General features: G+C 58.5%; 12 protein-coding genes and 1 pseudogene. 7 read left to right on the top strand and 6 right to left on the bottom strand.

The window, feature by feature from the left end:
• Positions 1-52 precede the first annotated feature (52 nt).
• From JCM25414_RS25320 to JCM25414_RS23830, 5 genes are all read right to left on the bottom strand, one after another.
• Complete coding sequence (locus JCM25414_RS25320) at positions 53-817, bottom strand: response regulator (RefSeq protein WP_051535892.1); 765 nt, start codon at positions 815-817, stop codon at positions 53-55.
• On the bottom strand, positions 760-2,598 hold the full coding sequence (locus JCM25414_RS20395; protein ID WP_051535891.1) for an HWE histidine kinase domain-containing protein: 1,839 nt from the start codon (positions 2,596-2,598) through the stop codon (positions 760-762). Before JCM25414_RS20395 ends, JCM25414_RS25320 begins: the two co-directional genes overlap by 58 nt.
• Positions 2,591-3,166 (bottom strand): biliverdin-producing heme oxygenase, encoded by a 576-nt coding sequence (locus JCM25414_RS21925; protein ID WP_025841960.1) that lies wholly within the window; start codon positions 3,164-3,166, stop codon positions 2,591-2,593. Before JCM25414_RS21925 ends, JCM25414_RS20395 begins: the two co-directional genes overlap by 8 nt.
• Before the next feature lie 466 nt (positions 3,167-3,632).
• The gene (locus tag JCM25414_RS20385; protein ID WP_369346081.1) at positions 3,633-4,427 is read right to left on the bottom strand and encodes a 3-hydroxyacyl-CoA dehydrogenase family protein; all 795 of its coding nucleotides are present in this window, start codon (positions 4,425-4,427) and stop codon (positions 3,633-3,635) included.
• A gap of 2 nt (positions 4,428-4,429) precedes the next feature.
• The gene (locus tag JCM25414_RS23830; RefSeq protein ID WP_199897642.1) at positions 4,430-4,585 is read right to left on the bottom strand and encodes a hypothetical protein; all 156 of its coding nucleotides are present in this window, start codon (positions 4,583-4,585) and stop codon (positions 4,430-4,432) included.
• A 169-nt stretch (positions 4,586-4,754) separates the two neighbouring features.
• On the opposite strand from JCM25414_RS23830, the gene JCM25414_RS13320 reads away from it, so the two are divergent.
• The 7 genes and pseudogenes from JCM25414_RS13320 to JCM25414_RS20370 all read left to right on the top strand — a co-directional run bounded on the left by JCM25414_RS13320 (position 4,755) and on the right by JCM25414_RS20370 (position 12,709).
• Positions 4,755-5,717 carry a LysR family transcriptional regulator gene (locus tag JCM25414_RS13320; RefSeq protein WP_159101776.1) on the top strand — a complete coding sequence of 321 codons (963 nt, stop codon included), beginning with the start codon at positions 4,755-4,757 and terminating at the stop codon, positions 5,715-5,717.
• Positions 5,718-5,785: 68 nt separating this feature from the next.
• A complete protein-coding gene (locus JCM25414_RS13315; protein WP_025841958.1) occupies positions 5,786-6,739 on the top strand; it encodes a LysR family transcriptional regulator in 954 nt (317 codons plus the stop codon).
• A 230-nt stretch (positions 6,740-6,969) separates the two neighbouring features.
• A complete protein-coding gene (denD, locus tag JCM25414_RS20380) occupies positions 6,970-7,794 on the top strand; it encodes a D-erythronate dehydrogenase (protein WP_242403583.1) in 825 nt (274 codons plus the stop codon).
• 77 nt (positions 7,795-7,871) lie between these two features.
• A complete protein-coding gene (locus tag JCM25414_RS13305) occupies positions 7,872-9,206 on the top strand; it encodes an MFS transporter (protein WP_025841957.1) in 1,335 nt (444 codons plus the stop codon).
• A 41-nt stretch (positions 9,207-9,247) separates the two neighbouring features.
• On the top strand, positions 9,248-10,174 hold the full coding sequence (locus JCM25414_RS13300) for a sugar phosphate isomerase/epimerase family protein (RefSeq protein ID WP_025841956.1): 927 nt from the start codon (positions 9,248-9,250) through the stop codon (positions 10,172-10,174).
• Positions 10,175-10,247: 73 nt separating this feature from the next.
• Positions 10,248-11,549 (top strand): MFS transporter, encoded by a 1,302-nt coding sequence (locus JCM25414_RS20375; RefSeq protein WP_035443488.1) that lies wholly within the window; start codon positions 10,248-10,250, stop codon positions 11,547-11,549.
• 3 nt (positions 11,550-11,552) lie between these two features.
• Positions 11,553-12,709: pseudogene (locus JCM25414_RS20370) on the top strand (alpha-hydroxy acid oxidase).
• 8 nt (positions 12,710-12,717) lie between these two features.
• On the opposite strand, the gene JCM25414_RS22590 reads toward JCM25414_RS20370, so the two are convergent.
• Positions 12,718-12,858, bottom strand: a complete 141-nt coding sequence (locus JCM25414_RS22590; RefSeq protein ID WP_199897647.1) for a hypothetical protein — start codon at positions 12,856-12,858, stop codon at positions 12,718-12,720.
• Between the last annotated feature and the right edge of the window lie 291 nt (positions 12,859-13,149).

The following is a 13,149-nucleotide window of genomic DNA, read 5'->3' as shown; positions in this document are numbered from 1 at the left end:
TATTTTTTTTGGATCGGACGCCGCCCCCGGATCTGCGCTCCTCCGCCCCCTCTCAGGAAGGCAGAACCTTGAGCAATTCCTGCACGGCATTCTTGATGGAATAGGGCTTGCGCAGCACCGGCACATCCTGGAATTCAGCCGGAATCATGGTCCTGTCCGCGTAGCCTGTGGCGAACAGGAACGGAATGTCCTTTTTTCGAAGAAGTGTGGCCACTTCGTGCGAGTTTTCCTTACCCAGATTGAAGTCGAGCAAGGCTACGTCGGGACTGCGCTCGCGAATGGCCTGCACAGCCTCGTAGACCGACGACACAGTGCGGATATGACGTACACCATAGGCGCTCAACGCCTGCTCCGTCTCCATGGCGATCAGCAACTGGTCTTCGACGAGCAACACATAAGCGGCATGAAGCAGTTCGGACTGCGCTGCCGTAGCCACAGGCAGATCTTCCGCGACAGGCTCGACTTCCATTTCGGAAACCATGACGGCGTGACGCACCGGAAAAGTCAAACGGATGAACAACCCTTCGGTGCGGAACTCACGCGTGGATGTGCCACCCAATTCATGAGGAATTGCCCGCTCTAGCAAAACCGAGCCGAACCCTGTGCCCTTTGGCGGCGTGACGGGCGGCCCTCCGGCCTCGGTCCACTCCAGCACCCAGCTTTCCTGCGCCTCATCGAGAAACCACCGTATGGTCAAACAGCCGCTTGGCCGCGAGAGCGCACCATATTTGGCGGCATTCGTCGCCAGTTCGTGCAATGTCAGCGCGGCAACAGAGAGCGCGGGGCCGGACAGCCAGAGATTGGGACCCTCGAGCACGACAGCAGAGGCTGATGACGATAGGGCTCAAGCTCCGCCTCAAGCAAGGTGCGCAACAACCCGCCACCATCACTCCGGGCCACCTGATCATGCGCACTGGCAAGCGCCTTGATGCGCCCACGCAGAACCTCGACATATTCCTCGATCGTCCTGTCCTTGCCCACCGGACGCCCAATCAGGGACTGCACAACGGCAAGGATGTTCTTGACCCGGTGATTCAGCTCTTCATTGAGCATACGCTGACGCAGATCGGCGTCAGCGCGTTCGGAAAGCTGCTGCTGGTGGTAGACGCCCATCACCTCGATCAAAGCCGATCGCAACTGTCCGGCAGCCTCGATATCAAAGCTCGACCACGGGAGACAGCGCTCATGCACCTGCTCTTTCCATATCGCAAAGCTCTGGCGCGGCGTGAGACGTGGCCCGTGCGGGCCGTGCTCGTAGGTTTTGTGCGGGTCGCCTCCCCAATTGATGGTCTGCACGATCTCGCGGCGGAAGAGAAAGACGTAGTTTTGCGGCTGAGGCGAAATCGGAATGATCAGAACCCCTGCTACATGCGCCGTATGCGCCGCGATCCAGGGATGGTCCTTGACCAGATGATCCGACTGCCAGATCTGCGTCCCGGCCTTGCGCAGCGCCAGATCCACAAACTCGTTCTGGACGTCCTTGGGCGCAGAGATACCGTGACCGGTCCACTCGTTATCGATCCATATGGCGATACCGTCGGACTGGATGAGTGGCGCCAGACGACTGATTTGCCCGCGCAGATAGGCAGGCATATCCGAGACCGAGGCAGCGTTGCGCAGCACGCTTTCGATCAGCCCATGCGTCCGCTCGGCGACCTGCAAGCGCGTCGTCTTAAGAATCACGATGACCTGAAGCGCAAAGAACTCCGAGAACATCTGCACGACGGCGCGCTCCGCAATCGGCAGAATACGCGGCGCATAGTGATGGCAGGCAATCATGCCCCAAAGCGCGCCATCGATCACGATCGAGATCGACATGGAGGCGCGCACCCCCATATTGGTGAGATATTCGCAATGGATGGGTGAGACGCTGCGTAGCTGCCCGAGCGACATATCCAATGCGGAGAGCCCCTCCGCCTCAATGAGCGGGACGGGCGTATAGCCGACATCGCCGATCATCCGTATGGGCGAACGACGATAGAGTTCGCGCGCCTGCGCAGGGATGTCGGCGCTCGGAAAATGCTGCCCGAGGAAACTCTCGAGCGACAGGGCACGGGCCTCGGCAACTACTTTGCCTGACCAGTCATCGGCGAAACGATAGACCATCACACGATCATATTCGAGCAGCCCACGCATCAGCATGGTCACAACGTCGAAGAGCCGGGTGATATCAGTCGTCTTGCGTACCCGATCCATCATACCGTGAAGCTGGGTCAGAAACTTGGTGGCGCGGGGTGAGGACGAAGCAGGCTCGCATTCGATAACCACCTCACCATTGACGATATGAACTGCGAGATCGAAAGGCTTATCAGCGCCCAGTGCCTGATTGAGTAAGAAGACCGGGCGACGCTGGGTCACACTGAGCGTCAGACCGTTGCGGATATCATGCACGATATCCGAGCCGAACAGGTCTATCAGACTGCTCCCGATCGCGAGATCGGGCTGCCCCAGCATGTCGGCGGCATTGGCAGAATGACGCAATACGACGAAATCGCTGACCGAGCAGGTCACGAGACAACCGTGAGGCTGGATACTTCCCGGGAGGTGGATCGGCTCGCGATCACAACTCGTCAGATCGACCTGACCGAATTCAGCCATGGATTTCTTCCCCTGCGCGATCCACAAGGATCATGGCGTCGTGAGCGTGTTGGAAAAGGCGCGTGGCCGCTTCCCCTGCCTCATCGAGATTGAAAATCGGCGCAGCTTCGAGGAGGTCGAGAAACAGACGCCAATTCGCTGGTGCTGCGGTCTGGGCAGCAAGATGGGACGCACCATTGTGCTCGTCAAAACCCAAGGCCAGCGCACGCCTGGCGATCAGGCGCGCACCGAGCGCCGAGCCTTCTAGCGTATAGATCATGCCAAGAAGCTCAGAATCTGTCGCCGGTGGTACCAGGGACGGAACGGTCATGGAAGGCAGACGAAGCGCCGCGAGATCCTTCTCCAGAGCGGATCGCGTGGAAACCGGGCGCCAGTCACGTAGCCATAGCGGAAAACATCTGCTCTCAACCGCCGCTTCGGCGGCAAAACGAAACGCCGCCATACCTGAGAGGTACCGCCGATAATCGCGCTTCGTTTCCAAAGCACCGATCAGGCTGTCGAGGCTTTCATGTGCCTCGTGGACATGCATGCGCAGCTTCTGCCGCCGAGTGGCGTCGGCAGTCAGCACAGCAATCCTGTAAATGATGTCCGTCCAGACATGATAGACCAGTCCTGTTCCACATACGTGAATGGCTTCCCATTTAAATCAACCTGAGCAAAGATGTAAACATCAAGATTTCAAAAATGAAGGAATGCAAATCACCCCCATATTTATGAAGTAATTAATTGAATGAGTTATGTATCTACAAATATATAAGAAAAAATTTTTAGACACATATCCATTACCCCTCAACCGGAAGAAAGGCGACGCAATGATTTTCTTCCAATCTATTGCAAAATCGTAATTTGGAGGACTACCTCCATCGTTATTGAGCTTTCACAGCCAGCGAGAGAATCATGAAGAAATGTTTCTACTTGCGATGCGTGATCGCGACCTGACTCTTTTCACCATCCGGCAGAGACAAGAACGAACGTCTCATGAACATTCTTGCTTCTGCCAGCAGGAGAAGGGAGGATTCTAGCCTTCCCGATTTTTATCTAGAGCGTTTTTTCTCGAGCGGCGAAGGCCCCAATTCACGTAGCAGCTCAGCCATTCTGGCATAAGCCTTGTTTCGATAAGCAACGAGTTCTGCCGCTTCTTCCGGGCTGTAGCTACCGTAATACCCTGCACCGTTCTTTACGCCGTGCTTGCCCTCGGCCACCAGTCTCCTGACCGTATCGGGGCACGACAGACGCGGCCCAAAGGCATTTTCCGCAGTCACGAAGCCATTCACATAGACCTCGAGCCCCGCCATATCGGCGATGGCGAACGGACCGAAGAAGGGCAGGCGAAAACCGAAAGTCGACCGCACGATCGTATCGACATCCTCGGGCGTTGCGATGCCCTCTTCCACGATCGTGTTCGCCTCCTTGAACAGCACATATTGCAAGCGGTTCAACACGAAGGTCGGCCGGTCGGCCACCTCGGCCGATTGGCGGTTCACCCGGTTCAGCATCTCCTTGACCGTTGCCACGACCTCCGGCTGCGTAGCTGTGCCCGAAACAAGCTCGACGCCGGGAATGAACGGTGCCGGATTGCTGAAATGTACTGTCAGAAACCGCTCCTGGCCCTTCACCATCGGCGCCAGCACATGCACGGGTATGGTCGAAGTATTGGTGCCGATAATGGCATCGGGGCGGGCCGCCGCGCTGATGCGGCCAAGAACCTCCTTCTTGACATCCTCACGCTCGAACACGGCCTCTTCGATGAAATCGACATCGCTGACCGCGTCTTCGATCGAAGGCGCCGTTGTAAGATTTGTCATGATCCGGTCGTAGCTGCCCGGCACGATCAGCCCTGATCTTCAAATGCACGCGCCTCCCCCAACAACCGTTCCAGTGCCCGCTGCGTCGCCTCAGGCGAGATATCGGCAAGGGTCACACGCATCCCCGCAGCCGCGAGGCTCTGGGCTATGCCCCATATACCCTGCCCCGATGACTGCAGCACTTCTAATGATCTGAACCGACATGTCGCCCAACCTTCACAATCATTTTGATGGACGCTGAAAACGGAGTGTTCCAGCGATGATCCGGGCGGAAGAAATAGTCACCCGTTAAGAGGCGCGTCCAATAGTCGTATCCATCTGATACATAACCGTTTGACTATGAAATCACTCATGTCGCATCCGCATCTCGGCCCGTTCTGGTTCATCGCTTCCCGCCTCAAGCTCCGCCATCTGCAGTTGCTCTCGGCTTTCTCGCGTCATGCGACCCTCCAGGCTGCGGCAGAAAGTCTCGGCATGGCGCAGCCTGCCGCCTCCAAGCTGATCGGTGATCTCGAGGATTTGATGAAAATCCGCCTCTTCCGTCTGGAAGGCCGACGCATGATCCCGACCTTTGCGGGCGAAGTCCTGACACGACACGCCGTGACCATGCTCGATGAACTTGAGCGAACGCGCGTCGAACTCAATGCCCTCGTTGACGGGCGTATCGGCCATGTCTCGATCGGCGCCATTGACGGCCCGGTCATCCAGTCTCTTGTCGATATGCTGCGCATTGCACAGGACGATTATCCCGAGATCGAACTCGAAATTCGCAGTGGCCCCAGCGACACGCTTTTCCAGATGCTGACAGACGGGCAGATTGATATCATGCTCGGCAGACGCCCGGTCGTCCCTTCGCCCTATCCGGTGCATTATGAGGAAATTGCTGCCGAGCGGCTGGTGATTGCCTCACGTCCCGATCATCCCCTGCTCGGCGATGGCCCTGTCTCGCTCCGAGCTCTCTCGAAATGCCCATGGATCCTGCAGCGCAAAGGTAGCCGCTCACGCCAGCGTCTCGAGGAACTCCTTATCGAGCAGGATCTGCCCCTGCCCACCTGCGTCGTTTCTTCCGATTCATGGATGATGACTCTCGCCTATATCACCCGCACCGACGCCCTCACGATCCTCTCCGCACCCGCAGCAGAACTGCAATCGGATATCGGCCAGATTGCCAGCCTTCCCATCGATTTTCTGTTCGATGTGGCTCCATGGGGGCTGATCACCTCGAAAGAGCGTCCCTCGACGCCAGCCACACTGACAATCCTTTCGATTCTAAAACAGACCATGCACGGGCACGCTGCAGCAGAGCCTCGCTAGGCATGCTCCCCCTGCTCTCTCCTGCGCGTTTTAATACGTGTGACGCTTTACTTCCCGGAACCCGCTTCATGACGGCCCATTCGCTGATCAATCGCCTTAAACTCAGGCATCTGCGCCTGATACTCGAACTTGAGGCCACTAATAATCTGCATCGCGCCGCCGAGAGAATGAATCTCTCCCAGCCTTCGGTCTCGAAGCTGCTTCAGGAGGTCGAGCATGCCCTCAATGCCCGTCTTTTCGAGCGCTCGTCGCAAGGCGTTTTCCCGACCCCCAGCGGCGTTCTTGCCGCACGTCATGCAAGGTTGATGCTCAACGATATCGACCGTTTGCAGCTCGACATGAACGCCATGCAGGAAGGCACTTATGGAACGGTGCGCGTTGGGTCGATCGTCGCAGCCCTGCCGGAGCTCGTCTCACCCGTTTTTGCCGAGATCGCCCATTCCCAACCGGGCATCAGCCTGTCGCTATCGGTCGATACCAGCGACGCCCTTCTGCTCGGCATGGAAAGTGGAAGGCTCGACTTCGTGATCGGTCGCCCGCTCGGCCTGCACGGCCCCACCTCTCTCGACTGCCGCGACCTCGCCAGTGAGCCGCTTTGCGTGGTGACAAGCCGCACAAACCCGATCGACGATCCCGGCACTCTGACCCTGGAAGACGTTGCCCGCGAACGCTGGATTCTCCAGACCGCCCCGAGCCCTATGCGGCGCGCCATAGAGGCAGCCTTCACGACGGCACTTCTACCGCTGCCTGCACATCCCATTGAGGCCTCGTCCATGTTCGCGACGATCGACCTGTTGCTGCATTCGAATCTTTTGGCGGTCGTTCCGTGCAGTGTGAGCAGACATTACGAAAATGCCGGAATGATCCGTCGTCTTTCGGTCCCGATGCCCGATTTTCTTGGGGCCTACTCTCTCATCAGCCTTCCCGACCGCCCGCTCACACCCGCAGCATTGCTGGTTTTCAGTGCCATAGAGGCGCTGGCGATCAAGAATGCCGATCACCCGTTTCCATCTTGCGTCTAGCGCCTGATTAACTTTCGGATAGGTTCCGTTCATCTGAATTCGGGTCTCCCGACAGGAAAGGTGACACAGATGCATATCCTCGTCATTGGCGCAGCCGGCATGATCGGGCGCAAATTTACCGAAAGCCTCGTGAGCAGACCGCTTAAGGGCGACGTTGCACCAGCCGCCTCACTCTGGCCGATGTCGTCGCCCCGAGTGTTCCCGCCGGGTTCGCCGGTCCCTGCGAGACCATGACCTGCGATCTCACCCAGCACGGCGCCGCAGAGCGTCTGCTGAGCGGTCGCCCGGACATCATCTATCATCTCGCCGCCATCGTGTCGGGTGAGGCCGAGGCCGATTTCGAGAAGGGATACAGCGTCAATCTCGATGGCACACGCACGCTTTTCGAGACGATCCGCCATATCAATGCACGCGATGGATGGAAGCCGCGTGTCGTCTTTGCGTCATCCAATGCCGTATTCGGAGGCGACTTCCCCGGTGTCATTCCTGATGACTATATCCTGACGCCGCAGACGAGCTATGGCACCCAGAAGGCCATTTGCGAGCTGCTCCTTGCCGATTATCGCCGCCGCGGCATTTTCGACGGAATCGGGCTCCGCCTGCCCACCATCTGCGTGCGCCCAGGCAAGCCCAACCGCGCTGCTTCGGGCTTCTTTTCCGGCATCATCCGCGAGCCTCTGGTCGGGCAGGAAGCTGTCCTTCCCGTGCCCGACAGCACGCGCCACTGGATGACGAGCCCGCGTTCGGCCGTTCAATTCCTGCGCCATGCGGCAACACTCGATCTCTCTCTTCTGGGCGAGCGCCCCAATCTTTCCATGCCAGCCCTCTCCCTTACTGTCGGCGAGCAGATTGCCGCGCTGCGGCGTATAGCAGGCGACAAGGCTGTGGCGCTCATCAAGCGCGCGCCCGACGAAGCCGTGGCACGCATCGTTGCGGGCTGGGCGCGTGGCTTTGACCCACAGCGGGCACTGGCACTCGGTTTCACGACTGAACAGAGCTTTGACGCCATCATCCAGGCCCATATCGACGATGAGCTCGGGGGCCGGATTGCCTGACATCGCCTTCTTTCCGTCAGCCTGACCACATCCGCGCCCTACCTCGCAGAGCGGGGCGCGATGAGGAGCCGAGCCTCATGATTTCCACGATTTCCCCGACAGCGCCCCCGACAAACCCCGAAACCCTGAGAACAAGGGCGACCGGCAAGGCATTTGCCAAGCTGCTGCCGTTTCTCATCCTCATGTATATCGTCGCCTTTCTCGACCGGTCGAATATCGGCTCGGCCAAGCAGGCGCTGCATACTGATGTCGGCGTGTCAGATGCGATGTTCGCTTTCGGTGCCGGTGTTTTCTTCGTCGGGTACGCGCTGTTCGAGATCCCGAGCAACCTCATTCTCTACCGGCTTGGCGCGAGGCGCTGGATGGCCCGCATCATGGTGACATGGGGGCTGGTCTCAGCGTGCATGATGTTCACCCAGGGCAATCTGTCATTCATTGTCCTGCGCACGTTTCTGGGTATTGCCGAGGCCGGTTTCTTTCCAGGCATCATGCTCTACCTCACCTTCTGGTTTCCCGAGAAAGAACGCACCAAGGTGCTGGGCGTGTTCTATTTCGGCTATCCGCTGGCCATGACCTTCGGCAATCCGCTTTCGGGGGCGCTGTTTAATCTGGACGGGCTACTCGGCCTTGCGGGATGGCAGTGGATGTTCCTGCTCGAAGGTGGGCTCGCTGTGGTCATGGGCGTCGCGACGTGGTTCGTCCTGCCCGACAAACCCCAGGATGTCGCCTGGCTCACTGACGAAGAAAAATCAACGCTCAGTGGCATTCTGCAAAGAGAGGCTGCCGCCAAGGAAGGTTCAGGCCATCACGGCGTCAGGCTCGGGGCGCTCCTGCATTCGAGCAAGCTGCTGCAATTTCTCGCGCTTTACATGGTCATGCAGATCGCAAGCTACGGCGTCGTGTTCTATCTGCCCGAACAGGTCTCCTCGATCCTTCATGAAAAGATCGGCTTCCGTGTCGGTCTGGTCAGCGGCATTCCCTGGGCCTTCGCCATTCTTTCGACTTTCGTCATTACCCGTCTGGTCCAGAAGCATGACGCGCCGCGACTGGGCCTGCTCGTCTGCCTGAGCATGGCCGCAATCGGTCTGGTCGTCTCGGGAGCAGAGGCTGGCGTTGTCGCGATCATCGGGCTTTGTGTTGCCGCCGCCGGCGTCGTGACGGTTCAGGCCGTTTTCTGGAACTTCCCACTTGCCCATTTCACCGGGGTTCAGGCCGCTGGCGCGATCGCATTGATCAACGCCCTCGGCAATCTCGGTGGTTTCGCCGCGCCCAATATCCGCAGCTTCGCCTCCCATCTTTGGGAAAGCCCTGCGGCCGGGCTCTATGCCGTCGCCCTTTCCGGGCTGGTCGGACTGATTATCGCGGCATTTTTGCCGCGCACCAATCGTGAAAGCCACCATCCCGCCCATTGAGCGTCTGGCCGTCGATTTCCAGACAGAAAAGGAGATTTCCTATGTCTAGCCCTCTCAATCGTACCAACTGGCCGATCGCGGCCGCGATGATCCAATACGCCAACATCCTGCCTGACGGGTCGAGCGTACAGGACCAAAAGCCCGAAGAATGGGCTGCCACCCTTGCCGAAGTGACCGATGCCGGTTTCACCGAGATCGACCCTACCGATTCATGGATCAGGCTCGCCGATCTGCCCCAGGCGCGTCAGCAGGTTTTTGCCGATCTGGTGAAGGAAGCCGGGCTGACGATGCCGGGGCTCTCGACCGCCCGCCGCTCGGTGATCGACCCGGAACAGGCAGACGAAAACCTCGCCTATAGCCACCGCGTCATCGATACCGCTGCCCGTCTGGGCATCAAGGAGGTCTCATTCGGCCTGTTCTATCCCTTGACCCCGCCCCAGAAGGCGGCGCTGTGGTTCTGGACCGCACAAGGCACGGTCAACCCGGATGACAAGGCGACGTGGAAAAAGGCCGTCGAACGCATACGCGAACTGGCACGCCACGCCCAGGAGGTCGGTGTCGATCTTTCCCTTGAAATGTATGAGGACACCTATCTCGGGACCGCCGATAGTGCGGTGCGCTTCGTTCAGGATGTCGATTGTACCAATGTCGGCATCAATGCCGATCTGGGCAATCTGGTGCGTCTGCATCGCCCAGTCGAGCACTGGGCCTCGATGATGCAGAAGGTCGCGCCTTTTGCGCGGTACTGGCACGTCAAGAACTACTTCCGCACGGAAGACGCCACGACGGGTATGGTCGTGACGGCCCCCGCACCGCTCGAATTCGGCGTAATCAGCTACCGGGCAGCCATCAAGATGGCTCTGGCCCACGGCTTCAAAAGCGCCTTTCTGGTTGAACATTACGGCGGTGACGGTCTGAGCGTTGCGGCAACCAACCGCGATTACCTGCGTCGCGTCCTGCCGAAATAAGCAAAGCCTCCCGCATCGACCTTCCGTCGATGCAGAGAACTGCCTGGCATCCCCCTCAAACCGGAGAGAGATCATGCCCCGACTACGCTGGCTGATGATCATCCTCTGTTTCGCCGCAACAACCATCAACTACATAGACCGTGCGACGATTGCCATTGCCGCCCCCTTCATGGCGAAAGAACTCCATATCGACCCGGCGACTCTGGGGGTTATCCTAGGCGGGTTCTTCTGGAGCTACGCGTTCATGCAATTGCCTTTCGGCATGATCGTCGATCGCTTCGGTGTACGTTCAGCTTATGCTCTGGCGGTCATATGGTGGTCGATCTGCACGGCGCTGACAGCGCTGGTGCGAAGGCCATTCAGCATTCTCGGCCTTCGCCTGGCCCTCGGCGTCGGCGAGGCGGGCAGCTATCCCTCGAATGCCAAGGTCGCATCGCTCTGGTTTCCCAAAAGCGAGCGTGGTCTGGCAGCCGGTATTTTCGATAGCGGCTCGCGCGCGGGAGCGGCAGTTTCTCTTCCCCTTGTTGCCCTGCTGATCGGCTGGCTCGGCTGGCGGCTGGCCTTCGTCGCCGCAGGCGGGCTGGGTCTGATATGGGTAATCGTCTGGCTTGTGCTCTATCATGATCCCGACCGGCATCCGGCGATATCGCAGCATCAACTGGCCAAATTGAGAGAAGCTCAACCCGCCAGCAGCAAGGCGGCGCCCGGCGCGTGGAGGCAATTGCTGAAACACCGCTCGGTGTGGGGCATGATGCTCGGGTTCTTCTGCGCGAATTTCGTCTTCTATTTCTTTGCCACCTGGTTCCCGAGCTATCTCGTGTCAGCTCACGGGTTCTCTTTGAAGGAACTCGGGCTGATCGGTATGATCCCCGGTGTGACAGCTATCCCTGCCGCATGGCTGGGTGGCTGGACCTCCGACACATTGCACAGGCGCGGCTGGAGCCTGACCGTAGCGCGCAAGAGCTGCTTGGTTGGCGGGCTGCTCTTGTCCTCCGTGATCGCTCTTTCGGCCTTCGCCACACAAACCTGGCTCTGCATCGCGCTCCTTTCGGTCTCTTTCGGCGGTATCGCCTTTACCGGCGCGAATATCTGGTCGTTGCCAGCCGACATCGCCCCTAGCTCCGATCTGGTCGCGACATTGGGCGGGCTGCAGAACAGCGCCGCCAATATAGCAGGCATCGTCATCGCCAGTTTTACGGGTCTCATGGTGAGTCTCACGCATGGCTCCTTCATGATCCCGCTCTGCGCTACAGGGGCCTTTGGCCTGCTTGGTGCGTTTTCCTATCTCTTTATCGTAGGCCCCATTGAGCCCCTGCCCCTCAACAATACCAGAAAAAAACTGCCGCTTGCGGCAAGCCAGTCAGCGAGGATCTGAAGCATGGCCAGGATTTCATCGGCCCCCCTGAAGCAGATACTGAATTTGAACGATTTCGAGGCTCAGGCACGCAAGCATCTTCCCAAGGCAATTTTCGGCTATGTGCAGGGTGGCGCCGATGACGGCACGACGCTCTGTCATAACCGTGTAGCTCTTGAACGTATCCGTCTGATACCGCGCATCCTGCGCGACGTCTCGGCCTGCTCTCAGGAAGTCACGTTATTCGGTCAGCGTTTCGCGAGCCCTTTCATGATCGCGCCAATGGGAGCCTCGGCAGTCGTCGCCCATGATGCCGATAACGCCATGGCCAAAGCCGCCAGAGCAGCCCGCATCCCATATATCTTGAGTGCGAATGCGATCACACCAGTCGAAGAGATAGCGCAGCATTACCCGGGTTGCTGGTTTGCCGGGTATCAGAAACCCGATGAAAGCAATATCGAACGCATGGTCAAGCGCGTGGCCGATGCGGGATTTAGTGCCTATTTTCTGACCGCTGACGTGGCCGTCGGCTCTAACCGGGAAAACAATCAGAGAAACGGCTATACCATGCCGTTCCGCCCAACGGCGCGCCTGGCTTTCGATATGGCCCGCCATCCTTCATGGCTCTATCGAACCGGTCTGAAAACTTTACGTCAGAGAGGGATCCCCCGGATCAGCAACATTGATCCTGTCCAGCGCCCTTCCATTTTTTCACGCGAGATCAATGCGGTGACTGGCTATGCCAGTTTCAGCTGGAAGCATGCAGAGATGATCCGCCGCTACTGGAAGGGCGCGCTGATCATCAAGGGTGTGCTCTCTCCCGAAGATGCAAGACTCGCGCGCGAAATGGGTGCTGACGGCATTGCTGTCTCCAACCACGGCGGAAGACAACTCGATTGTGCCGTCTCACCGATGGAAGTCTTGCGCGCCATCAAGCAGAGAGCGGGTCGATGACCGTGCTCGCCGATAGCGGTTTTCGCCGTGGAACGGATATCGTGAAAGGTCTGGCCCTGGGGGCCGATGCCGTTCTGGTCGGTCGCCCTTTTCTCTATGCTGCGGCTCTTGGTGGCGAAAAAGCGATCACCCGTGCCATTGGTCTGCTGCAACGTGAGATCCATATCGATCAGTGTCTCTTGGGGGCGGAAACCTGTGAGGCTCTCCGAGACATCGTTCAGGCCTGACGCAGGCCTCACCGGAAGGTCGCCACATCGGAATCGAGATGGCTTACGCCGAGCTTTGCAAGAATAGCCGTCAGCACAGCAAAGCCTGCCGATAAAACTGCCCAGAAAAGCCAGGATACCGTGACAGATGGATCATGTGGTTTGCCCATCACTCACCTGGTATCAGGCGTCACCTCTCAGTTCCAGTATCTGCGAAGCAGACAAGGACAGCATACTCTGAACCCTGGGCTCTTCCAGACAATTACGACAAGCACTGACAGCCTATAAGGGCACGCAATTTACTTAGCGTACTACGGTTGCATTCGGGATGGACCAAAGAGACGCCGTCATACGCGATGACGCGCGTGCAGAGCTAAGCCCGCCATGTGAACAAGCTTTTCTTGACGGTTCCCCGCCTGTTGTTTTTGAGTAGCGTTATGCATGAGGGGGGGATTTTTGAG

The sequence above is a fragment of the Asaia platycodi JCM 25414 genome (genome assembly GCF_000614545.1).
GTDB classification, from domain to species: domain Bacteria; phylum Pseudomonadota; class Alphaproteobacteria; order Acetobacterales; family Acetobacteraceae; genus Asaia; species Asaia platycodi.
The sequence above is the reverse complement of the archived record's forward strand: the minus strand, read 5'-3'. Positions and strand labels throughout refer to the sequence as shown.